This is a genomic window from Aggregatibacter kilianii (genome assembly GCF_003130255.1).
In the GTDB taxonomy this organism is placed as follows: Bacteria; Pseudomonadota; Gammaproteobacteria; order Enterobacterales; family Pasteurellaceae; genus Aggregatibacter; species Aggregatibacter kilianii.
In genome coordinates this window covers 2,021,192-2,045,206 of sequence record NZ_NRCN01000001.1, presented here as the reverse complement: position 1 = coordinate 2,045,206, position 24,015 = coordinate 2,021,192, and the positions used below count along the sequence as shown (strand labels likewise).

Below are 24,015 nucleotides of genomic sequence, written 5' to 3'. Positions count from 1 at the left end.
TTGTTCCTCATTTTCTTATATAAATTAATTTAAGATCGTTGCCGACAGGTTCGCATAATTGTAATTCCCACAATGGGGCATCGGCAAGTTTGGTTAAGTTAGGCAAATGACATAAATCACGCGCCTGATCGCCTAATAATTTAGGTGCCATATAAATAATCAATTCATCCACCAAATTTTCTGCGATTAACGCACCGGCTAAGGTCGCACCGGCTTCTACCCAAAGGGTATTTACTTGGCGCTTACCTAATTCGCTCATCAATGCCTGTAAGTGGCTTTCCCCCTCATTGGGGATTAATTGTAAATATTCCGTGGATGCAGGAAAACCATTTAAGTGAAATTTATCCTTGCCAGCCAACCAAACAGGTGAATCCGTTAAAAACAAATTAAAATCCGACCGCACTTTATGGGCGGAATCCAAAATCACCCGTACGGGCTGACGTAGATTCTGCTCGATATAACGGGCTTGCACCTCTTGCGGTAATTCTGCCCACCGCACATTCAGGCTTGGATTATCTGCCAACACGGTTTGTGATGTGGATAAAATTGCCGAGGCTTTCGCGCGATATTGTTGTACATCTGCTCGCGCCTGTGCGCCGGTAATCCACTTACTTTCACCATTTGCCATAGCCGTTTTGCCATCGATGCTCATGGCTAATTTTAATTGCACGAAAGGTCGGCCGGTTCGCATACGTTTCAAAAAGCCTTTGTTGAGCTCCTCGGCATTTTCTTTTAATAAACCCACCGCACTGTCAATGCCGGCATTAGCTAAAATTCCTAGCCCTTTACCCGCCACCAACGGATTCGGATCATACATTGCGGCAATCACATTCCGCACGCCGGCATCCACTAAGCCTTTAGCGCAAGGCGGGGTACGACCGTAATGGGCACAAGGCTCAAGGGTGACATAGGCGGTTGCTCCGCGGGCATTCTCACCCGCCTCACGCAATGCCATCACCTCTGCGTGGGGTTCCCCCGCTTTGGCATGAAACCCCTTGCCGATAATTTCACCATTTTTAACTAACACGCAACCTACCGCAGGATTCGGTGTAGCAGTGAACTCACCTTGTTTGGCTAAATCTAACGCCAATTGCATAAACTCGGCATCTTTTAGGTTAAATTGAGATGTCATTTATGATCCTTTAAGTTCTCAATTTCTTGACTGAATTCGTTAATATCATCAAAACTTAAATAAACGGAAGCAAAACGAATGTAAGCCACTTTATCTAAATTTTTTAACTCGTCCATCACCAAGGTTCCCACCAATTTGCTCGGCACTTCACGTTCGCCTGTGGCGCGCAGTTGATGAATAATACGACTAATGGCTTTTTCTACATCATCGGAGCTGACCGGACGTTTTTCTAGCGCATGCTGAATGCCTCGGCGCAATTTGTCTTCATTAAAAGGCTCCCGATTACCGTTATTTTTAATGATTTTCGGCACAATTAACTCGGCCGTTTCAAAGGTGGTAAAACGCTCATGACACTGCCCGCACTCACGACGACGGCGTACCTGAAAACCATCAGACACCAAACGACTATCAATCACTTTGGTTTCTTCTGTGGAACAAAAAGGACAATGCATCTTGCCTCCCATTTATAAATAGCGAAAAAAATGACCGCACTTTGCGCGGTAAATCGTCGGATGATCATTTTACAAGGTATTGATGCAAAGTGCGGTAGAAAAAATAAAAATTTTATAACAGTCGTAAATAAACCGTGATTTCTTCTCGGTCGTGGTACAAATGCTTGGCTTTCAACTGAAATGCCAAGCCGCGTTGCGTCAGCTTATCGGCGATATATTGCAAACATTGCTGTACTTCTGCATAGCGCTTTTTCATCGGCAATTTTAAATTGAAAATCATGCTATGACACCAACCATTTAATAACCACTTGGTCATCAGTTCGGCAATTCGACTTGGTTTTTCCACCATGTCGCATACTAACCAATCTATTTTCTGTCGTTTTGGCGGTTGAAACTTAAAACCGTCCTCCGCACAATGTTCAATACGCCCGGTTTCATGCAGGCTTGCCGCCATTTTGCCGTGATCCACCGCATACACAAGCAAGCCTCGTTTCACCAGTTGATAGGTCCAACCGCCCGGGCAAGCGCCCAGATCAACGGCATACTGATTTTCATTGAGCCATTCCGCTTCTTTTTGACGAGGAATAAAAGTCAAAATAGCTTCTTCCAATTTTAACGTGGACCGACTTGGTGCATCTGCCGGAAATTTTAAACGCTGAATGCCCATTAAATGGGCAGAATGGTTATGGTTGTAAGAATAACCAACATAACAAGCATTATTACGTAAGAAAAAAAGATGCAAAAACAGACCGCACTTTGCATGATTTGGCGCACTCAGCCAGCCCTGTTTTTTTAAGGCTTGACGCAATGGCACCGTAAACTTACGGCAAAAACCAAGCAATTCTTTGGCTTCATTGGTGTCTGCGGTTTCCACCAACAATTCCGTGCTCTGTTTTAAATCGATTTTATCTGCAATTTGTTGATATTGTTGCACTATCGGCGTAATACGATCTTGCTGCGGTAAATCCGTTAATAAATCGGAAACCACCAACATTTGACGGGCAAAAATTAATTGTTGAAAATCTAATTCGCGGGCTAAATAATCCGCTTCGTCTGCCTGGTAGCATTCAAAAATCACATAACCGCTATTTTCTATCACGCGGGCAAAACCAAATACGCCTTTTTCGGCCGCTTTATCGGTGATTTCCGCCGCCATTTCACGCTCAAACCCCATGCGGCAATATAAAGCTAACTTATTCATTTAATTATTTATTTTATTCCTGATTCATAGTTTGAATAATCCAAGATCGGAACGCAATAATACGCTCGTCACTGCTATTATCGAGATGATTCACCACATAAAATGATTTAGGATCACGCAAATTGGTATCGAAGACTAACGCTAAATTGCCGTTATCCAATTCTTGTTGCGCTAAAATTCGGTTTGCCAACACAACCCCTTGGGCGTGAATGGCGGCTTGTAACGCCATAAAAGTATGGCTAAAAATAGGACCTTGTTGAATATTCAACTCATCGCAAGACAAATGATCCGCCATATACTGCCAGTTATCGCGGGTATGAATATGCAATAACGTGTGATGTTTTAAATCCTGATGATCATGAATCGGCTTTTCCGCAAGTAATTTCGGCGCGGCCAAAATCAGGAGTTTCTCTTCCACTAACCGATCCACCTGCAAGTTATCCCAATTCCCCCGCCCATAATAAATGGCTATATCAATATCTTGGCTGAGCAAACCTTCGTCTTGATCCACGCCTTTCAGACGCACTTCAATATCGGGGTACAATTTATTAAATTCACTTAAACGCGGCACCAACCATTGAATACCAAAAGTTTGCGGCACACTGATAGTCAAGTGTTTATCGGATTTTAAGGCAAGTAATTTGTCGGTAGCTTCCACCAAACGGTGCAAAATTTTTGTAATATCAACATAATAAGCTTTACCAAATTCCGTCAATTCCAAGGCTCGGTTTTTCCGTTTAAATAATTCAACGCCTAGAAAATCCTCCAAGATCTTGATTTGATGACTAATTGCCGCTTGGGTAACAAATAATTCATCAGCCGCTTTGGTAAAACTCAAAAATCTGGCAGCAGACTCAAATGCTTTCAGTGAATTTAAAGGTGGCAAACGTTTATACATGGCTCTTCCCAATGAGTAATGATTTAAAAATAGATTAATTTCAGATTATTTTTTTTTATAAATCTAATTAAAAAATCTCTTTTGCCTATCATGGCACTTCTTCATAAAATGAAGTCATACTTAAGAAGTTGTATTTCTTATTGGTTAAGATTTTCGGATTAAGTATGATGTTGTGTTTGCATATCGTTTGGAATTTCCAAACAAAGTAACGAAAGTTACTATTTTTTATTTCCTGTATATTCGGCTTTTTCGCCAAACACCGCTCCCACAAAGAGCGGTGTTTTTTATGGAAAATTTTACCATAGTTATCTGCTTATTTCTTGCTTCTACTTACAAAACCTCAAAACAATGTTTTTCTTATTCCAAAAATTCATTTATTTTTCTCATTAAAATATTTTAAATCCTTATAGAATGGTGTAGATTAAAAATTACTTAAATAACAACGTAGCTATAAGGAAAGACCATGTCAGATTTACTTGATTGGAAAAATCTCGGATTCAGTTATATCAAAACAGATTATCGCTTTATCGCCCACTGGAAAGATGGTGCTTGGAGTGACGGCGAATTAAGCACCGACAGCACATTACACATTAACGAAGGTTCAACTGCACTCCATTATGGCCAACAATGTTTCGAAGGTTTAAAAGCCTATCGTTGCAAAGACGGTTCAATTAACCTCTTCCGTCCCGACCAAAATGCCAAACGTATGCAAAACACGTGCGAGCGCTTGTTAATGCCACAAGTACCGACAGAATTATTTATTCGTGCTTGCAAAGAAGTGGTCAAAGCCAATGAAAAATGGGTTGCCCCTTATGGTACCGGCGCCACGCTTTATCTTCGTCCATTCGTTATCGGCGTAGGTGAGAACATTGGCGTACGCCCTGCACCGGAATATATTTTCTGCGTTTTCTGTTGCCCGGTAGGTGCCTATTTCAAAGGCGGCTTAAAACCTTCCAATTTCTTGGTAACCGATTATGACCGCGCTGCACCATACGGCACCGGCGGTGTAAAAGTCGGTGGAAACTATGCAGCCAGCTTGTTACCACATGAATTAGCAGCCAAACGCCAATTTGCCGATGCGATCTACCTTGACCCGAAAACCCACACCAAAATTGAAGAAGTGGGTGCGGCAAACTTTTTCGGCATCACTCGTGATAACAAATTCATCACGCCACTTTCGCCGTCTATTTTGCCAAGTATTACCAAATACTCACTACTCTACTTAGCGAAAGAACGCTTGGGCATGGAAACCATCGAAGGCGATGTCTATATCAACGAATTAGATCAATTCGCCGAAGCCGGAGCGTGCGGAACGGCTGCAGTCATCTCACCAATCGGCGGCATTCAATATGAGGATAATTTCCATGTATTCTACTCCGAAACCGATGTCGGCCCGATTACCAAACGCCTTTACGACGAGCTCACCGGCATTCAATTCGGTGATGTAGAAGCACCTGAAGGCTGGATTGTAAAAGTGGATTAATTTCTGCTTTCCAAAGTATAAAAGTGCGGTCAAATTCGACCGCACTTTTTGTTTGTATCCTATAAAAAATCCCCACAACCTCAGGGCTGCGGGGATTTTTAATTTTTTGGCTGAATTATGGATTAACGAATTTTTCGCCTAATTCAATATCTGCACGCAATGTCGGCAACATCGCATCTAAGGCTTGTTGCTCGAAAGCGCTAAGTTTGCCAATCGGCAGGATTTCTTCCACACCTTCTTTACCGAAGCGAACCGGTTGGGCAAAGAAGCGGGCGTATTTGCCATCGCCTTCTACATAGCTACATTCAACCACAGTTTCGCCTTGTAATCCGCGTACCACAGCATTCGCAAAACGGGCTGCGGCTTGTGCCATAGATAAGGTTGCAGAACCACCACCGGCTTTGGCATTCACCACTTCGGTACCAGCGTTTTGAATGCGCTTGGTTAACGGTTCGATTTCTTCCTCTTTCCATTCAACATATTGCACTTGAGATAATAAAGGTAGAATAGTTACACCAGAATGACCGCCGATCACTGGCACTGCGGTACGGTATGCATTTAGACCTTTTAACTCAGAAACAAAAGTTTCGGAACGAAGCACATCGAGTGTGGTCACACCGAATAATTTACGTTTATCGTACACACCGGCTTTTTTCAACACTTCAGCAGCAATAGCCACAGTAGTATTTACCGGATTGGTGATAATACCGATACAAGCTTTCGGGCAGGTTACAGCAATTTTTTCAATTAAATTACGCACGATGCTAGCGTTAATATTGAATAGATCTGAACGATCCATACCCGGTTTACGCGCTACACCGGCAGAAATTAATACCACGTCCGCGCCTTTTAGTGCTGGGGTCGGATCTTCACCGGCAAAACCCTCCACTTTGACAGCGGTCGGAATGTGGCTGACATCCGCAGCAACACCGGGGGTAACAGGGGCAATATCATAAAGTGATAGCTCGGAACCTGCCGGCAATTGTAATTTTAACAACAGCGCTAATGCTTGACCGATACCGCCTGCGGCACCTAATACTGCAACTTTCATTGAGTTCTCCTTAATATAATTAAAAATGGGTAATAAAAAATCTAAAGAAGATTGTACGATTATCGACAGGTAAATTCAAACCCGCAAATGCAAATGTGAGATCTCACTCAAATTTTTAATTGATCTTTACATTGAAGGGGGCAAGACTGCATAATAAAAAAACATTATTTTTTCTGACCGCACTTTGCAAAGCCTAAATAATAATTATTTGCCAAATCTGCTATTTTTATGCAAAATTTCTGTATCTAAATCAAACAAGAGAAGAAATCATGTTAAATGACAGTCCGGACAATTTAACCAAAACCTTCCGAGATTTACTGCGTCAAGAAAAATTCGGTTCGCAAAGCGAGATCGTCACCGAATTACAAAAACTCGGTTTTCAGACAATTAACCAATCCAAAGTTTCCCGCATGTTGAGCAAATTCGGCGCCGTTCGCACCCGCAACACCCGCATGGAAATGGTCTATTGTCTGCCAAGCGATTTAAGCGTACCAAACACCGGTAGCTCATTAAAAGATTTGGTGTTAGATATTGATCATAACGGCATGCTTATCGTCATTCGTACCAGTCCCGGCGCAGCACAATTAATCGCCCGCTTATTAGATTCAGTCAGCAAAAAGGAAGGCATTTTAGGCAATATTGCCGGCGACGATACGATTTTCGTTACGCCGACCAAAGGCACGAATATCAAAACACTCTTAGCGCGGATTCAGCAATTATTTGATAATTCACTTTAACTTCATTGGAGGAATCTCATGAAAATTCTTATAACCGGTGCTACCGGCTTTATTGGAACCGCATTAATTCCTCAACTACTCGCTCAAAATCACCAAATCACCGCGCTGGTGCGTAATATTGAAAAAGCGCAACAGCAACTCCCCCATGTGGTTGAACTGATCAATACGCTGGATTATTTTCAGCATTTTAATCAATTTGACGCGGTGATTAATTTGGCCGGTGAGCCGATTTTCGACCGTCGTTGGACGAACAAACAAAAAGTGCGGTTAGAATCAAGCCGTATTTCTTTAACAGAAAAACTGACACAACTCATCAACCAAAGCAATGAACCACCAGCCTGTTTTATTTCCGGTTCAGCAACCGGCTACTATGGAGATTGCGGAGAACAGCCTATTGATGAAAACACCTCTCCTGCCAATAATTTTGCAGCACAACTTTGCCAACATTGGGAAGCCACCGCATTAAAAGCCAATACTCGCGTCTGCGTTGTACGCACCGGTCTCGTATTAGCACACCAAGGCGGCGCGTTGGCCAAAATGTTGCCGTTATATCGCTATGGTCTTGGAGGCAAACTAGGTTCCGGTCAACAATATTGGGGCTGGATTTCCTTAACGGACATGGTAAACGGCATTTTATTTTTATTGGAAAACGGCACCTGCAAAGGCCCGTTCAATTTCGTTGCCCCGCAGGTTGTGCGTAATGCCAGATTCAACAAAATACTGGGCATCATTCTCAAACGCCCCCATTTCGCCACCGTACCGGCTTTCCTACTCAAATTCATGCTCGGTGAACGCGCCTGCTTATTGCTCGACAGTCAAAAATTGATTCCACAAAATCTTCTCACCCATGGCTTCCAATTCCAACACCCCGATCTCGCTCAATATTTGATAGAAGAAATCTAATTTGACGCTAAAAAATCACCGCACTTTTAAAATACGCTTTTCGGCGTATAAAAAAGTGCGATAGTTTTTGTTAAAATTTGTTCATAATTTGCACTTATTTTTTTATTGTTCTTAAAGGCGGAAATGGCGATAATATACGGCTTACGCAAACGAATCGAACTCTATGACACATTATATTTTACTGATCATTGGCACGGCGCTGATTAACAACTTTGTGTTGGTCAAATTCCTCGGGCTTTGCCCGTTTATGGGTGTTTCCAAAAAAATTGAAACCGCAATCGGTATGGGGCTAGCAACGACCTTTGTACTGACTGTGGCGGCGCTTTGTTCCTATTTAGTAGATCACTATATTCTCGCCCCGTTAAATGCAACCTTTTTGCGCACTTTAGTCTTTATTTTAGTGATTGCCGTGGTAGTGCAGTTTACCGAAATGGTCATCAATAAAACCAGCCCGACGTTATATCGCTTATTGGGCATTTTCTTACCATTAATTACCACCAACTGCGCCGTGTTAGGCGTGGCATTATTAAACGTCAACCTCGCTCATAATTTAACGGAATCCGTGGCTTATGGATTCGGTGCATCGGCAGGTTTTGCGTTGGTATTGGTGTTATTTGCCGCCTTGCGTGAACGTTTAGTTGCCGCCAGTGTACCAATGCCGTTTCGCGGCGCCTCTATCGCCCTAATTACGGCGGGGCTAATGTCGCTTGCTTTCATGGGCTTTACCGGGTTGGTAAAACTATAATGACCACGTTCTACTATGTTCTCCTTGCCATTGTTGTACTCGCATTGATTTTCGGTGCGATTTTGGGGTTTGCATCGGTAAAGTTGAAGGTCGAGGCTGATCCTATCGTAGAGAAAATCGACGCTATTTTGCCACAAAGCCAATGCGGTCAGTGTGGCTACCCCGGCTGTAAACCCTACGCAGAAGCCATCGCCAATGGTGATGTGATTACCAAATGTATTCCGGGCGGCAGACCGACAGTCATCAAAATTGCCGAATTGCTTGGCGTTGAACCGCCGGAAACGGAAGATTTAGCAGAAGATCCTGCCCCGAAAGTCGCGTTTATTCACGAAGATATGTGTATCGGGTGCACCAAGTGCATTCAAGCCTGTCCGGTAGATGCGATTATTGGTAGCAACAAAGCTATGCACACTATTATTCCCGATTTATGTACCGGCTGCGAACTTTGCGTTGCACCTTGCCCGACTAGTTGTATTTCCATGATTAAAGTAGAAAAAAATATTGATACCTGGGATTGGAAATTTGATCCTAATTTAGTGATTCCGATTGTTGATACCACATCGGCCGAGAAAAAAATTGTGGTGGGTAAATAAATGGCTGATGTATTAACCCGTTTCAATAGTGGCAAACTTTGGGAATTCGACGGTGGCATTCACCCGCCGGACATGAAATCCCAATCCAACAAGAAGCCGATCTCTACTCTGCCGTTACCACAAGATTTCTATGTGCCTATTAAACAACATACGGGGAGTGCCGGAAGTGTATTGGTAAAACGTGGTGATCATGTGCTAAAAGGCCAACCGCTCACACAAGGTGACGGTCTGAGTTCCCTGCCTGTTCATGCACCAACCTCCGGCACGGTAATTGATGTGTTCCCCTATGTTGCCGCACATCCGTCCGGCTTGCCCGAGATTAGCGTGCACATTAAAGCCGATGGTTTGGATCAGTGGCGTGAGCAAAACCCAATGGACGATTTTCTCACCCAAACACCGGAACAATTAGTCGAAAAAATTTATCAGGCTGGCATTGCAGGCCTTGGCGGCGCCGTATTCCCAACGGCGGCCAAAATTCATTCGGCAGAAAAACAAGTTAAGTTACTGATTATCAACGGCGCAGAATGTGAGCCTTACATCACCTGTGACGATCGTTTAATGCGTGATTATGCCGATGAAATTATCGAAGGCGTACGAATTATTCGTTACATTTTGCGTCCGGAAAAAGTGGTGATTGCCGTAGAAGATAATAAACCCGAGGCTGTCAAATCACTGGAACGGGCCTTGCATGGTGCCAATGATATTGAAATCCGAGTGATTCCGACCAAATACCCGTCCGGCGCCGCTAAACAATTAATCCAAGTGCTAACCGGCATGGAAGTGCCGAGCGGTCAGCGTTCTTCCAGCATTGGCGTGCTCATGCAAAACGTAGGAACCGCCTTTGCGGTAAAACGCGCCGTCATTAACGATGAGCCGCTCATTGAACGCGTGGTCACTCTCACCGGTGATAAAATTCCAAATAAAGGCAATTATTGGGCGCGTTTCGGCACGCCGATTTATCATTTATTGCAACAAGCGGATTATCAATATGATCAGCGCTTTCCGGTCTTTATGGGTGGCCCGATGATGGGCTTCATTCTGCCCGATTTAAATGCACCGTTGACAAAAGTCAGCAACTGTTTATTAGCACCGGATCATTTTGAATACGCACCACCGGAAGAAGAAAAAAGCTGTATCCGTTGTTCCGCTTGCTCCGACGCTTGCCCGGTGAAACTCATGCCGCAACAGCTTTATTGGTTTGCCCGCAGTGAAGATCACGAAAAATCAGAAGAATATTCATTAAAAGATTGTATTGAATGCGGTATTTGCGCCTATGTTTGCCCAAGCCACATTCCACTTATTCAATATTTCCGTCAAGAAAAAGCGAAAATTTGGGAAATCAAACATAAAGCCAAATTAGCGGAAGAAGCAAAAATTCGCTTTGAACAACGACAAGCCCGTTTAGAACGAGAAGAACAAGAACGGAAACAACGCTCGCAACGTGCCGCTGCAGCACGCCGAGAAGAACTCGCGCAACAAAAAGGCGAGGATCCGGTTACCGCCGCATTGGAACGCTTAAAAGCGAAAAAAGCCGAAAGACCTAAGATCGATCAAAGTGAAGTGAAAACTATCGTTGATGAAAAAGGACAAGTACTGCCGGATAACAGCGACATCATGGCGCAACGCAAAGCCCGTCGATTAGCCCGTCAGACAGAACAGGTAGAATATTCATCCTCTCAGGAAACAGAAAAAACATCTGACAACAAGCAAGACTTTTTGGACGTTGGCGTTGCCAACGGTTCCGAAGAAGCGAGCAAATCTTCAGAATTTACAAGTACAAAAACGACCGCACTTGAAGATAAAAAAGCGGCTGTGGCGGCGGCCCTTGCCCGTGCAAAAGCCAAAAAAGCCGCACAGCAAGGCGAACTCACAACCACCATCGAGCCTAAAACCACAGAAAGTGCGGTTGACAAAAAACAACGTTTTTTGAACGTTGGCTCTGCCAACGGCCCCGAAGGGGTGAATAAGCGAACAAGTGAGCTTATGAATAAAAACGCCGATGAAAATACAGCGGAAACGGATCCGCGCAAAGCCGCTATTGCCACGGCTATCGCTCGTGCGAAAGCCAAGAAAGCAGCACAACAAGACGAATCCATAGCATCAGCCGAGCCTAAAACCACAGAAAGTGCGGTTGACAAAAAACAACATTTTTTGAATGTTGGCTCTGCCAACGGCCCCGAAGGGGTGAATAAGCGAACAAGTGAGCTTATGAATAAAAACGCCGATGAAAATACGGCGGAAACGGATCCACGCAAAGCCGCCATTGCCGCGGCTATCGCTCGTGCGAAAGCCAAGAAAGCAGTACAACAAGACGATTCCGTAGCATCAGCCGAGCCTAAAACCACAGAAAGTGCGGTTGACAAAAAACAACATTTTTTGAATGTTGGCTCTGCCAACGGCCCCGAAGGGGTGAATAAGCGAACAAGTGAGCTTATGAATAAAAACGCCGATGAAAATACGGCGGAAACGGATCCACGCAAAGCCGCCATTGCCGCGGCTATCGCTCGTGCGAAAGCCAAGAAAGCAGTACAACAAGACGATTCCGTAGCATCAGCCGAGCCTAAAACCACAGAAAGTGCGGTTGACAAAAAACAACGTTTTTTGAACGTTGGCTCTGCCAACGGCCCCGAAGGGGTGAATAAGCGAACAAGTGAGCTTATGAATAAAAACGCCGATGAAAATACAGCGGAAACGGATCCGCGCAAAGCTACCATTGCCGCCGCTATCGCTCGTGCGAAAGCCAAGAAAGCGGCGCAGCAAGCTCAACAAAATGAACAGCATTAAGGAACGATAAATGTTTAAGATGATAAGCTCACCTCATACCCATTCGGGAAAGCTCACCATGCGAATTATGCTTTGGGTGATGTTTGCCATGCTTCCTGCAATTGGACTGCAGGTGTACTACTTTGGCTTTGGTGTGCTTATTCAATCTGCATTGGCAATCAGTTTCGCTTTGGCGTTGGAATTGTTGGTGACATTTTTGCGTAAAAAATCAACCTTTGCTTACATTTCCGATTTTAGCGTGATTTTGACCGCACTTATTCTTGCCGTAGCCATTCCACCTTATGCGCCTTATTGGATTATTCTCATCGGCACATTTTGCGCGGTGATTTTAGGCAAACATGTTTATGGCGGCTTGGGACAAAATCCCTTCAATCCTGCTATGGTAGGGTATGTGGTGCTGCTCACGTCGTTCCCGTTACAAATGACAACGTGGATGCCGGCCATTCAACTTTTAGCGGAACCACCAACCTTTGCCGATGCCTCGCAACTGATTTTTAGCGGTTTAACCACCGATGGTTTCAGCTTGCACCAATTAACCGCTTCCATTGACGGTATTACACAAGCCACGCCGCTAGATACAGGCAAGTTGTTTTATTCTACCCTTGCTTCGGATAGCAACATTGATGTGGCTTATTACGACTTAGTGAAATTACCGATTTTCATGCAAAACGGTTGGGATCTTGCACATGGTTGGTGGCAAATTAACTTGGCCTTTTTACTTGGTGGGATCTTTTTAATTCTAAAAAAAGTCATTCACTGGCACATTCCCGTCGCCATGTTAGGCAGTTTTATCGTATTCAGTTTTTTAACCGAATTATTTTCAGGTAGCGGACACTTAAGCACGGTGAGCCAATTATTCAGTGGCGCCATGATGTTCGGTGCGTTTTTTATTGCCACCGATCCTGTTACCGCCTCCATCACACCTCGCGGCAAACTGGTGTTCGGCGCCTTAGTGGGAAGTCTGTTGTATTTAATCCGTTTTCACGGCAATTATCCTGACGGTGTTGCTTTTGCCGTGTTGCTTAGCAACATTTGCGTGCCGTTAATTGACCACTATACCCGTCCGCGCGTTGCCGGCCATCGGAAATAAGGACTCAGCCATGCAAACCATAAAAATCACCTCAAGATCCGGTATGTTGTTGGCGTTCGTGGCATTTTGTTGCACGGCAATTTCCAGCGGCGTTTATTTCTTAACCAAAGATAAAATCGAACAAGTTATGATCGCACAACAGCGTGAACTGTTATTGCAAGTCATTCCGCAGGACTATTTTACTAACGATTTAACCCAAGATTGCTATGTCCCGAAAACCGAGGCATTGCAAAACGTGGATATTCAAAAAATCTGTATGGCGAAAAAAGACGGCGATATCACCGCTTATGCCTTTGAAAGCGTGGCACATGACGGCTATTCCGGCGATATTCGTATTTTAGTGGGCATGAAACCGGACGGCAAAGTGCTCGGTGTGCGCATTACGGAGCACCATGAAACGCCGGGCTTGGGTGATAAAATCGAAACCCGCATTTCCGACTGGATTTTAGGTTTTGATCATCAAGTAATTAAGCAAGATAATTTAACGGAATGGGCAGTGAAGAAAGACGGCGGCAAGTTCGACCAATTCACCGGTGCAACAATCACCCCGCGCGCCGTGGTAAACCAAGTGAGACGTTCAGCACTTGCTATGTTGGGTAATTTGCCGAAAGAGAAAGAATAATGGATAAAGTAAACGACATCACAGAAGTAACCGCAGATGGTCAATCTACCGAAAATAAAAGTGCGGTAAATATTTCAAATGAAAAAAGTATTTGGAAAACCATTTTCGTTCAAGGCATTTGGACCAACAACTCCACGGTGGTGCAACTTCTTGGCTTGTGCCCGTTACTTGCCGTGTCTAACACCGCCACTAATGCCCTTGGTTTAGGCTTGGCCACCATGCTGGTGCTAACCTGTACAAATACGGTGGTATCCATTTTCCGTAAACATATACCAAACGAAATTCGGATTCCGATTTATGTCATGATCATTGCGACCACCGTGACCGTGGTGCAATTATTGATGAACGCCTATACCTATCAGCTTTATCAATCGCTCGGTATTTTTATTCCGCTTATCGTCACTAACTGTATCGTTATTGGTCGCGCGGAAGCCTTTGCCTCCAAAAACAGTATTTCCCATTCCGCATTTGACGGCTTCTCTATGGGGTTAGGCATGTTGCTTGGCTTAGTTGCCCTCGGCGGTATCCGTGAAATTATCGGTAACGGCACCCTGTTTGACGGCATTGAAAATCTGCTAGGCAATTGGGCTGCATTTATGCGAATTGAGTTTTTCCATAACGACAGTAATCTGCTACTTGCCATTCTTCCACCAGGAGCGTTTATTGGACTGGCATTGTTATTAGCCTTAAAAAACATCATAGATACAAAAAAGTAGTTTAAAAATAAATAATGCTCAGATAATTCGTCCCCATCTAATTTGCCTGAGCGACTGAGAATTTTTAGGAAAATTTAGCTTGTTTGAGCAACCTAGTTACGAGTTCTAAATTTTCCGTAAAGAAAATTCTAACCAAGCTCAGACAAGCAAATTAGCTTGGGGTGTGTTTTTTGCTACTTTTTTGCACAAGCAAAAAAGTAGAAGGAAAAGTATGAATAAAGAAAAAAGAATTGAGATTCTAAAACGTCTGCGTGCCGCCAATCCGCACCCAACAACAGAACTGAATTTCAGCTCGCCCTTTGAATTATTAATTGCAGTGATTTTATCGGCGCAAGCTACCGATAAAGGTGTGAATAAAGTGACGGATAAGCTGTTTCCTGTCGCCAATACGCCACAAGCGATTTTGGCATTGGGCGTAGATGGCTTAAAGGAATACATCAAAACTATCGGCCTATTTAACAGCAAAGCCGAAAATATCATCAAAACCTGCCGTGATTTAATTGAAAAACACAATGGCGAAGTGCCGGAAGATCGCGCCGCCTTGGAAGCCCTCGCGGGGGTGGGTAGAAAAACGGCCAATGTGGTGTTAAACACCGCATTCGGACACCCGACTATCGCCGTGGATACTCATATTTTTCGCGTATGTAACCGCACCGGCTTTGCTCCCGGCAAAGATGTGGTGAAGGTAGAAGAAAAATTGATTAAAGTCGTTCCTGCCGAATTTAAAGTGGATGTACACCACTGGTTAATTTTACATGGGCGATACACTTGTGTGGCACGCAAACCTCGTTGCGGTGCGTGCATGATTGAAGATTTTTGCGAATATAAAGAAAAAACCGACTATTAAAATTTAAGAAATACAGGAAAACTTATGACAACAAAAAAACCGGAACGACAAACGTGGTCCAGTCGTTTAACTTATGTGCTTACCGTTGCCGGCGCAACCGTGGGTTTCGGCGCAACTTGGCGCTTCCCTTATTTAGTAGGAGAAAACGGTGGTGGTGCCTATGTATTATTATTTTGTATTGCCATGATTATCATCGGCATTCCTATGATTTTAGTGGAAAATGTTATCGGCCGCCGTTTACGGGTCAACTCCATTGATGCCTTCGGCGATAAAATCTTAGATAAAGGCAAAGGTATTTCTAAATATTGGAAAGTTCTCGGCTATATGGGTCTTCTCGGTGCATTCGGAATCATGGCCTACTACATGGTGCTTGGTGGTTGGGTCATTACCTATATCGTAAACCTCATCAGCGGTACTCTTGATATTTCCACACCTATTACCAAAGACGTCGCAAAAGATTTCTATGATTTACACATCAGCAACAGCCCTCTTGAGATCGTTATTTACACTGCCCTTTTCGTATTCGTCAATTATATTATCCTCGCCAAAGGCATTATCGGCGGCATTGAGCGCTCAGTGAAATACCTAATGCCATTGCTGTTTATTTTCTTGATCGGCATGGTCATCCGCAATGTAACCTTGCCCGGAGCTATGGAAGGTATCACTTTCTACCTCAAGCCGGATTTCTCAAAAATCACTCCGAAATTATTTGTTTTTGTGTTAGGGCAAGTGTTCTTCGCCTTAAGTCTGGGTTTTGGCGTGCTAATCACCCTTTCCAGCTATTTAAATAAAGAAGAAAATCTAATTCAAACCGCCGTCATCACCGGTTTCACTAATACTATTATCGCCGTATTGGCGGGCTTTATGATTTTCCCGTCATTGTTTACCTTCGGTATTGAACCGAATGCCGGCCCAACCTTGGTGTTCCAAAGCCTACCGATTGTATTCTCCCATTTATGGGCAGGTAAATTCTTTGCGATTATCTTCTTCGGCTTATTACTTATCGCAGCCTTAACCACATCTATTACGATCTACGAAGTGCTTATCACCGCGTTGCAAGAAAAACTCAGAATGCGCCGTAGTAAAGCCATTATCTTGACTCTTAGTGGCATCTTCCTCTTAGGTAACGTGCCCGCAATTCTCGGTGACAACCTATGGAAAGACGTTACCTTCTTCGGTAAAAGTATTTTCGATGCCTTCGATTTTGTCAGTGGAAACATTCTGTTCATGCTCACTGCGCTTGGTTGCGCGATTTTCGTAGGGTTTGTGTTAAAAGACGATGCCAAAAAAGAACTGTCCCCAACACCTAATTCCACCTTTACCAAAGTTTGGTTTAACTATGTGAAATTTGTGGTGCCGTTTATTATTTTGGTGATTTTTATTAGCAACCTGATTTAACGAAAAAGTGCGGTGAAAATTCACCGCACTTTTTTCTTTCATCATGACTAAAAAAACGTTAACCCCCTGCTGGCGCGCGTCTCCCGACGCGTGCCTTTTTCTTAATATAAACAATATACGACGATAACAGAATCAAAACAACGTCAACGCCTGCCGTACAATATGTTCTGCCGTAAGTTCGTATTCATTCATCAAAAAGTCTAATGAGCCGACTTGTCCGTAGCGTTCTTTAATGCCAATTCGGCGCATTGGGGTTGGACAATGCTCCGCTAACACTTCCGCCACCGCCGAACCTAAGCCGTTTTGAATGCTGTGATTCTCGCAAGTGACAATCTTGCCTGTATTCTTAGCACATTGAATAACGCACGCCTGATCTAATGGTTTAAGCGTGAACATATCCACCACGGTGGCTTGAATGCCTTGTTCTGCCAACATCTCCGCCGCCTTCAAGGCTTCCGCCACCATAATGCCGTTGGCGATTAAAGTGACATCTTTACCTTCACGGAGCACTTTCGCTTTGCCAATAGTGAACGTCTCATTTTCATCATAAATTTTGACCGCACTTTTACGGATGGTGCGCACCCAATAAAAGCCCTTTAATGCCACCAGCTGCCGAACGAGACTTTTCATCATGGCGCCGTCCGTAATTTCCAACACCTTGGCATGCGCCAACCCATGGATGATTCCCATATCTTCAAAAGACATATGCGTGCCGCCGTTATACACCGCCGTGACGCCAGCATCAGACGCAATCACTTTCACATTCGCCTGTTGATAATCCACCGACATAAACAGTTGATCCAAGCAACGACGACTAGCAAAAGAAGTGAAGGAATGAAAGAACGGGATATGTCCGGCAATGGCAAGCCCGGCAGCCATGCCCACCACATTGGCCTCCATAATGCCGCAGTTAATCACCTGATTCGGCAGATTTTTCTGCACGGTATCCATGGTCATGCAGCTCATTAAATCGGCATCTAGTTCAATCACCAACGGATTTTTCTGCATACATGCCTGCAAGGTATCGGCGTAAATTTTGCGCATTTCTAACGCATCGCGCTCTAACTTAATCGCCATATTCCGCCTCCAATTTGTCTATTGCTAACTGAATCTGCGCACGGCTTTCATCGTTTAAACGCAAATGATGATTGTTGGCAAGATTTTCGATATAAGGCACGCCCTGGCCTTTTTTAGAATCTAAAATCACCGCCAACGGACGGCTTGAATGGGCGGAAAATACGCGACAAAGCGTTTCAATATCATCTCCTTTCACCGTTTCCACGGCAAAACCGAAGGCCGCAAATTTCTCCTGCAAACTGAATGGATTGATGATGTCCACCAGGCAGCCGTCTAATTGCAATTTGTTGTAATCTACAATCACGCACAAATTCGTCAAATTACGGTGAGCGATAAACTGAAAGGCTTCCCAGCACTGCCCTTCATTTAATTCACCATCGCCGACAATACAAAACGTGCGATTCAATTTACCGCGTAATTGATGAGAAAGGGCAATGCCCGCCGCGATGGAAATGCCCTGCCCCAAAGATCCTGTGGTAGCATCCACGCCCGGTGTTTTCAAGCGATCAGGGTGGCTTGGCAAAGAAGTGCGGTCGGTATTTAAAGTAAAAAGTTGCTCGAGAGGAAAATAGCCTTTTAAAGCAAGGGTGGCATACAAAGCAGGCCCCGCGTGACCTTTGGATAACACAAAATAATCGCGTTCTTCCCAGTGGGGATCTTCCGGTTTCAGGCGCATAACCTTGCCGTACAGCACGGCAAGGGTTTCCACAATGGAAAGGCTGCCACCGAAGTGGCCAAAGCCTAAATGCACCAGCGATTTTAATGTGTTAAGACGAATTTTCTGAGCAAACCGTTGAAGTTCTGCCGTATCCATCTTTTCCACCTTATTTTGTGTCTGTGTGAGTCGGTTTCTTCGCAATGTAGTTATACGCCACCAACACGCCGAAAATGCCTAACACAGAGAATAAAATCATCTCTTTGGAGAAATATTGCGCCATGTACCCCAACATGATGCCTATGCCACCGAAATCAGAATCGGAGAAGGTGGTGTTGGCGAAACCTAAAGAGCCTAATACAGGCAATAAGAATACCGGCAAGAAGGTAATCAACACTCCATGCGCAAAGGCGCCTAAAATCGCCCCACGACGACCGCCCGTTGCATTACCAAATACGCCCGCCGTTGCGCCACAGAAAAAGTGCGGTACGACACCGGGTAAAATTAACACCCAGTTTAATTGATTTAACAATGCAAGGCCGACAATGCCGCCCACAAAACTGGACAGAAAACCGACAAGCACTGCATTCGGCGCATACGGGAAGACGATTGGACAGTCCAATGCCGGTTTGGCATCCGGTACTAATTTCTCGGAAATCCCGGTAAACGCCGGCACGATTTCCGCCAAAATCAAACGCACCCCTTGCAAAATAATGAACACACCCGCCGCAAAAGTAATGGCTTGAATACCGGCATACACCAAATAATGTTGTCCATTACTGAATTGCGTTGTGACATATTCGCTACCGGAAGCAATGGCAAGAATAAAATAAATCACCATCATGGTTAGCGAAATCGAAATAGAACTGTCACGCAGGAAACTCAAATTTTTTGGTAAGTCCATTTCTTCTGTAGATTTAGAGCCTTTGCCCACAACCTGACCAATGGCGCCGGAAAGCACATAACCTAAAGTGCCAAAATGCCCAAAGCCCACATCGTTGCTACCGGTGATTTTCTTCATATAAAAATGCGCAAGCGCCGGGAAAAACGCCATCACCAAACCGAGAGCCACGGAGCCCGTGAAAATTAATTCCACGCCTTCTAAGCCGGCAACGGTTAAAATCACCGCAATCATACAGGCCATATAAAAGGTGTGGTGACCGGTTAAGAAAATAAATTTCAAACGGGTAAAACGCGCCACCAAAATATTCGCCACCATACCGAAAGCCATGATAAGTGCGGTCGCCGTGCCGTATTTTTCCACCGCCATAGATACGATCGCTTCATTGTTCGGAATAATGCCTTGCACGTTGAAACCATGTTCAAACATACCGCCCAGAGGCGTCAACGAACCGACCAACACGCCTGCACCACCACCCAATACAATAAAACCAAGAATGGTTTTAATCGTACCTTTTACCACTTCAGGAAACGGTTTTTTCTGTACTAACAACCCGACCAAAGCAATCAAACCGACCAATACAGAAGGGACTTTGAGAATATCTAAAATAAAGAAAAGTATAGAGTCCATCGCTATGCTCCTTTCATTACCGATTAAAATAGGAATTACCGATTAAAATACGCCGCCAGTTTTTCTTCAAATTCTGATGCCGCGCGCGATAATTTATCTCTAATCAGCGCAATAAATCAGATAAAATATTTTTACGCATACTGAAACGAAGTTACAAAAAAACGTGATGTTTACAATTTTAATAGGTAACGCTACATCAAATCTGAAATTAAACACCTATCATTAACTGCTAAATTTTACCCACGCTCGCCAACACACATAAACAAAAACAGCAGGAATTAACCCTGCTGTCTTTGTTTTGTTATATTGAATAAGTTTCTAGGAGTTTTTTTAACATTTCCGCTCGCGATAATTTTTCCGCCTTGCAGATTGAATCGAACATATCTGCCACATCTGGTTTTAGTCGTAAAAGTATCTGTTTATAGTTATCCTTGGTATATTTATTAGCATTAACACTGATAGTCTTTTTCCTGGTGCTGCTTAACTTGCTATAGCTCATTGTTATCCTCTAAATATTTTTTCAAAATCTCAATGGGTACTGCATGTTTTCCGGCGATCACTAAATTTTTACCATCTATTTTTAAATTTTGCGTTAGTCGGTAAGTCTTTTTCGGCTTTGATTTTGACCGCACTTTATTACGGACTAGCAAGATTTGATACTGCTGTTCCGGCGTCTTTATTTTGCCCTCTCCTATGGTTTGATAAACTTGAGCCGCCGTGAGGTCGGATATTTTAACCTCTTTGATTAGCTGTTGATTATCATCACCCAAAATAACAACATCCAAAGTGCCTTTTTCTGCTAGCTTTTGTTGCTCTTTTAACGGTAATTTTGCCATACTTGATAAGAGTGTTTTCTGACCGGCATAATTAACGACAAGGCGTGCGTCCAGTTGATTTGTTGCGATTAACGGGATATAAGTCATCATGCCGTGTCGTAACTCACTTAAATCCTCACCGCGTGATTCTAACTCCCGCCATATTGCCGCAATATACATAAGGTATTCCGCCGTAACGGTAAGCGTTTTTGCTAATTCTGCCTTTAAATCTTGGATTGTCATGCTTTTAACGGCGACAATATCAAAACTATTTGTCTTTGTTGGTAACATTCAATAACTCCTTTGTGCCGGTCATTAATTCATTAAGTGCCTTTCTCTGTCTATGTTCACGCCGCTTTGTGCGTTGATACTCTTGATATTCCGCCCACTTTTGCGGATCTAATTTCAATAACTCCCGCTTTTTGGCTTTGTGCTTGCGCTGTATCGCTTGATTGCGCTCAAGTCGCTCCGCTTTCTCAATATCGCTTAAACTATCCCAAAATTCGCGCCGTTGAGCCTGTATCTCGTCTTTTTTATCCTGCCATCTTTGAGCCTGATAAACTTTCCGTGTGGCTTGATATTTTGGATCTTTCGCACGTCTATAATGCCTTTCCCTTTGCGCTTCCAAATGTTCGTGCATTCGTTCGGGGTCTGCTTTTCGGTTTTCGCGGGCCTTGGCGTGGTTGCGTTTATTTAACTCAGGGTCTTCGGCTATCCGCTTAGCGTAGTGCGCATTTTGGATATTGTGTATCTTCAATTTTTCACACTCCGCACAACAAGTATTTTTCCGCCCACGTTCCGGCGGCACTTTTTGCCCACAAACCACACAATCGAGATTACGGCAATATTCACAAAGCTCAAAAGTGCGACCGCTTGCCCGTCGATACTGATAATTTCTGCCGCACTGCGGGCATGGTCTTATTATCGGCTTGTTTTTAATCCCCATCTTCGCCGCTCGCCCAATACACGCGGACGGCATCAAGTGCAGAAAATTGTTGCGCCTGTGTCATCCCTGCTAATTTTTCGTAAAGTGCGGTCAAGTCTTGCGGCAAAGTGCCGTAATGTGTGCGTAGGTCATCGGCTAAATCAAATGGCATTACAAGGCGAGTTAAATCACTGCCGGTATAGACATTGTATAACTCAACCCACTCCGATTTTGATAATTTAGGTTTTTCCGCCCGTGCTAAATGTGCTAACTGCTCAAACGCGTTATTAATGTGTGCGGATAGCCCTTTTTGCTCACCCTGCGGCGTGCGGTCTGTCACATATTGCAATGCGGTTTTTGATAGGTGTACTGCTGTTTTTGCCATTTTCTTACTCCAATTAAAGCCCCTTGCGGGGCTTGTTGTTAATAATATCTGATACTGCAATCAGTATTATGATAATCAAAATTATCGGAATCAATCTCGTTGCCCTCATCATCATACGCAACAAAATCCCAATAAACATGACATTTGCGCCCCATCTCAGTAATAGCGCTCGCCTTATAAGTTATATATCCATCCTCTCTATTTGCGTTATCAATGCTTGGATCTGGATATGCTTCATCGGTAGTTTTAAAGTAAACTTTATGCTCGCCGACAACATCATTGTAATCACTAGCATAAATTACAAAATGGTCTGTCATATTGTCATAAATTTTAATACCGTCTAATAGAGTATTAATCTCGTCAATGACATCATTTTGTTTGATGCTTGCAAAATCATCATCCCAGTTATCATAAGTAATCTCTACATCACCAGTATCTACACTGGCCCAACCAATATAAATAGGGTCTGCGTTTGTCTCAAAAAATATAATGATTGTATCGGCATCATCAGCTTGTCTGCCTGCGCATAAACTCACGTAATCATCGCCTAAATCAAGTCTAGTATAAGTATTTTTGTCAATCGCAAGATCGTTTGTTACAGAGTACATAGTTTGTTTCCTTTTTCTGCCCCTGCCGATTGGTGGGGTCTGGTTAAAGTTTTTGGGGTTATAGCCTGTATCTCTTGGCTATGGGTGTATATTATATAATATACGTTTTGTTTGCAACCACTATTTTGTCAATTTTGTGTAAATATTCAAAAGCCCATTAAACATCGTTTAAAGGGCTTTTGAATTATGTTACCGACATTAATGTCGGTAACATCAGAACTTGTACACCATATTGTCCTCGTACTCGCCTTGGTAGTTAAGAGCCGTCTTAATTGCTACCCGCTGCACGCCGTCGAACGCCTGCCAGTTATCCACCTTATCTTGCTGCATGTACTCAATAAACCGCACAAACTCCGATTTAGTCGAGCTAAAGAAGATATACGGTGGGCGGGTGATGTTGATTAGTCGTAAGAAGTCGATTAAATCAAAGTAATGCGCCTGCTTGTAACTCTCTTGCTTAGTGCATAAGTAAGGCGGGTCTAGTACAAATACTGCCTGCGGGTCGGCTGTGAAGCGTGGCAGTAGCGTGTGAAACGACTCCGAAACCACCTCCACGCCGTCAAGATAACCATCGGCGGACGGATAATCAGACGCACGTACACAGTGCCAGAAGTCTTTGCGGCAGAGCTCATCAAATGAGCCGACTTGTTGCCCGGAGAACAACAACCAACTGGCAAGCGAAGCGAGATCTATATAACCGTCGAATGCCTCAATAGTCTTGATAATCTCCGCTTTAAGCGCTTTATCGGTGACGCGTTTTTGGCGCGGAACACCCGCTAATAACGCAGCAATTTGCGCACGCAAGCGGTTAATGTCGTCGATATGCTTAATGCGCTCAGCGTAGCCGTCGAAGTCGTTGTAAATCACACGGGTGCGGGGTTTAAGTTGTTTTGCAGTATGACTAAGCAAGCCTGAGCCGCCGAACGTGTCAATAATCGTCCAGCCCTCACCATCACCCGGAATCTGCTCGTTTAAAATCGCTTTAAAATGATTTAAAAACATGCGCTTTTGACCGACAAACGGTAATGGGGCTTGCTTAAACATAACTACTTCCTTTGTTTGTTTGTTTGTTTGTTTGTTTGTTTGTTTGTTTGTTTGTTTGTTTGTTTGTTTGTTTGTTTGGCATTGTATCTATCCTTGGTTAATGTCAACTACATCAAGCGGGCTTTGTGCGTCCGCATAAAATGAGCCGTTAGCGTTATGCCAGTGCGTCGGTGGTAGCTCATCGCCGTTATGCTCAACGATTAATAGCTTGCCAAATTGGCTCTCATAGACAACAGTGCCGGCATTGCCGTTGCGGAGGGTGACTGTTTTATCTTGCATTGTTTAATCCTTATTTTGGGGTTGTTGATTATTAATTCATCTTA

General features: G+C 43.9%; 25 protein-coding genes. 11 read left to right on the top strand and 14 right to left on the bottom strand.

Annotated features, from left to right (window positions below; all coding sequences use genetic code 11):
• Positions 1 to 7 precede the first annotated feature (7 nt).
• From ribD to DK428_RS09610, 4 genes are all read right to left on the bottom strand, one after another.
• Complete coding sequence (ribD, locus tag DK428_RS09625; RefSeq protein ID WP_109065147.1) at positions 8 to 1,132, bottom strand: bifunctional diaminohydroxyphosphoribosylaminopyrimidine deaminase/5-amino-6-(5-phosphoribosylamino)uracil reductase RibD; 1,125 nt, start codon at positions 1,130 to 1,132, stop codon at positions 8 to 10.
• Positions 1,129 to 1,584: a transcriptional regulator NrdR gene (gene nrdR, locus DK428_RS09620; RefSeq protein WP_005700838.1), complete on the bottom strand. Its 456-nt coding sequence runs from the start codon at positions 1,582 to 1,584 to the stop codon at positions 1,129 to 1,131. The genes ribD and nrdR overlap by 4 nt, the downstream gene beginning before the upstream one ends.
• Before the next feature lie 112 nt (positions 1,585 to 1,696).
• The gene (rlmM, locus tag DK428_RS09615; protein ID WP_109065148.1) at positions 1,697 to 2,785 is read right to left on the bottom strand and encodes a 23S rRNA (cytidine(2498)-2'-O)-methyltransferase RlmM; all 1,089 of its coding nucleotides are present in this window, start codon (positions 2,783 to 2,785) and stop codon (positions 1,697 to 1,699) included.
• A 13-nt stretch (positions 2,786 to 2,798) separates the two neighbouring features.
• Positions 2,799 to 3,683 (bottom strand): transcriptional regulator GcvA, encoded by an 885-nt coding sequence (locus DK428_RS09610; protein WP_109065149.1) that lies wholly within the window; start codon positions 3,681 to 3,683, stop codon positions 2,799 to 2,801.
• A gap of 463 nt (positions 3,684 to 4,146) precedes the next feature.
• On the opposite strand from DK428_RS09610, the gene DK428_RS09600 reads away from it, so the two are divergent.
• A complete protein-coding gene (locus DK428_RS09600; RefSeq protein ID WP_109065150.1) occupies positions 4,147 to 5,166 on the top strand; it encodes a branched-chain amino acid aminotransferase in 1,020 nt (339 codons plus the stop codon).
• 115 nt (positions 5,167 to 5,281) lie between these two features.
• Here the strand turns inward: DK428_RS09600 and mdh are convergent, their stop codons facing one another.
• Entirely contained in the window at positions 5,282 to 6,217 is a 936-nt protein-coding gene (gene mdh, locus DK428_RS09595; RefSeq protein ID WP_005700842.1) for a malate dehydrogenase, read from the bottom strand.
• A gap of 269 nt (positions 6,218 to 6,486) precedes the next feature.
• Here mdh and argR point away from each other — a divergent pair, with 269 nt between their 5' ends.
• The 10 genes from argR to DK428_RS09545 all read left to right on the top strand — a co-directional run bounded on the left by argR (position 6,487) and on the right by DK428_RS09545 (position 16,652).
• Entirely contained in the window at positions 6,487 to 6,954 is a 468-nt protein-coding gene (argR, locus tag DK428_RS09590; RefSeq protein ID WP_109065151.1) for a transcriptional regulator ArgR, read from the top strand.
• An 18-nt stretch (positions 6,955 to 6,972) separates the two neighbouring features.
• Positions 6,973 to 7,857 (top strand): TIGR01777 family oxidoreductase, encoded by an 885-nt coding sequence (locus DK428_RS09585; RefSeq protein ID WP_109065152.1) that lies wholly within the window; start codon positions 6,973 to 6,975, stop codon positions 7,855 to 7,857.
• 163 nt (positions 7,858 to 8,020) lie between these two features.
• Positions 8,021 to 8,602: an electron transport complex subunit RsxA gene (gene rsxA, locus DK428_RS09580; protein ID WP_005700848.1), complete on the top strand. Its 582-nt coding sequence runs from the start codon at positions 8,021 to 8,023 to the stop codon at positions 8,600 to 8,602.
• A complete protein-coding gene (gene rsxB / locus DK428_RS09575; protein ID WP_005700849.1) occupies positions 8,602 to 9,195 on the top strand; it encodes an electron transport complex subunit RsxB in 594 nt (197 codons plus the stop codon). Before rsxA ends, rsxB begins: the two co-directional genes overlap by 1 nt.
• Complete coding sequence (gene rsxC / locus DK428_RS09570; protein ID WP_109092181.1) at positions 9,196 to 11,979, top strand: electron transport complex subunit RsxC; 2,784 nt, start codon at positions 9,196 to 9,198, stop codon at positions 11,977 to 11,979.
• Positions 11,980 to 11,989: 10 nt separating this feature from the next.
• The gene (rsxD, locus tag DK428_RS09565; protein ID WP_109065154.1) at positions 11,990 to 13,069 is read left to right on the top strand and encodes an electron transport complex subunit RsxD; all 1,080 of its coding nucleotides are present in this window, start codon (positions 11,990 to 11,992) and stop codon (positions 13,067 to 13,069) included.
• 10 nt (positions 13,070 to 13,079) lie between these two features.
• A complete protein-coding gene (gene rsxG / locus DK428_RS09560; RefSeq protein ID WP_109065155.1) occupies positions 13,080 to 13,691 on the top strand; it encodes an electron transport complex subunit RsxG in 612 nt (203 codons plus the stop codon).
• Positions 13,691 to 14,407 carry an electron transport complex subunit E gene (locus tag DK428_RS09555; RefSeq protein ID WP_109065156.1) on the top strand — a complete coding sequence of 239 codons (717 nt, stop codon included), beginning with the start codon at positions 13,691 to 13,693 and terminating at the stop codon, positions 14,405 to 14,407. The genes rsxG and DK428_RS09555 overlap by 1 nt, the downstream gene beginning before the upstream one ends.
• Positions 14,408 to 14,618: 211 nt before the next feature.
• Complete coding sequence (gene nth, locus DK428_RS09550) at positions 14,619 to 15,254, top strand: endonuclease III (protein WP_109065157.1); 636 nt, start codon at positions 14,619 to 14,621, stop codon at positions 15,252 to 15,254.
• A gap of 24 nt (positions 15,255 to 15,278) precedes the next feature.
• Positions 15,279 to 16,652, top strand: a complete 1,374-nt coding sequence (locus DK428_RS09545) for a sodium-dependent transporter (RefSeq protein ID WP_109083583.1) — start codon at positions 15,279 to 15,281, stop codon at positions 16,650 to 16,652.
• 132 nt (positions 16,653 to 16,784) lie between these two features.
• Here the strand turns inward: DK428_RS09545 and DK428_RS09540 are convergent, their stop codons facing one another.
• The 9 genes from DK428_RS09540 to DK428_RS09495 form a co-directional block, all read right to left on the bottom strand.
• The gene (locus DK428_RS09540; RefSeq protein ID WP_109065159.1) at positions 16,785 to 17,729 is read right to left on the bottom strand and encodes a transketolase family protein; all 945 of its coding nucleotides are present in this window, start codon (positions 17,727 to 17,729) and stop codon (positions 16,785 to 16,787) included.
• Entirely contained in the window at positions 17,719 to 18,543 is an 825-nt protein-coding gene (locus tag DK428_RS09535) for a transketolase (RefSeq protein WP_109065160.1), read from the bottom strand. Before DK428_RS09535 ends, DK428_RS09540 begins: the two co-directional genes overlap by 11 nt.
• A 10-nt stretch (positions 18,544 to 18,553) precedes the next feature.
• A complete protein-coding gene (locus DK428_RS09530) occupies positions 18,554 to 19,915 on the bottom strand; it encodes a PTS ascorbate transporter subunit IIC (protein ID WP_109065161.1) in 1,362 nt (453 codons plus the stop codon).
• Positions 19,916 to 20,403: 488 nt separating this feature from the next.
• Positions 20,404 to 20,910, bottom strand: coding sequence for a hypothetical protein (locus DK428_RS09520; protein WP_244173078.1), 507 nt, complete (start codon positions 20,908 to 20,910; stop codon positions 20,404 to 20,406).
• 88 nt (positions 20,911 to 20,998) lie between these two features.
• The gene (locus DK428_RS09515; RefSeq protein ID WP_244173077.1) at positions 20,999 to 21,538 is read right to left on the bottom strand and encodes a hypothetical protein; all 540 of its coding nucleotides are present in this window, start codon (positions 21,536 to 21,538) and stop codon (positions 20,999 to 21,001) included.
• A 127-nt stretch (positions 21,539 to 21,665) separates the two neighbouring features.
• The gene (locus tag DK428_RS09510) at positions 21,666 to 22,040 is read right to left on the bottom strand and encodes a hypothetical protein (RefSeq protein WP_109092177.1); all 375 of its coding nucleotides are present in this window, start codon (positions 22,038 to 22,040) and stop codon (positions 21,666 to 21,668) included.
• Between the two features lie 38 nt (positions 22,041 to 22,078).
• Entirely contained in the window at positions 22,079 to 22,648 is a 570-nt protein-coding gene (locus tag DK428_RS09505) for a hypothetical protein (RefSeq protein WP_109092176.1), read from the bottom strand.
• A 213-nt stretch (positions 22,649 to 22,861) separates the two neighbouring features.
• A complete protein-coding gene (locus tag DK428_RS09500; RefSeq protein ID WP_109092175.1) occupies positions 22,862 to 23,692 on the bottom strand; it encodes a hypothetical protein in 831 nt (276 codons plus the stop codon).
• An 87-nt stretch (positions 23,693 to 23,779) separates the two neighbouring features.
• Complete coding sequence (locus tag DK428_RS09495) at positions 23,780 to 23,971, bottom strand: hypothetical protein (protein WP_109092174.1); 192 nt, start codon at positions 23,969 to 23,971, stop codon at positions 23,780 to 23,782.
• Between the last annotated feature and the right edge of the window lie 44 nt (positions 23,972 to 24,015).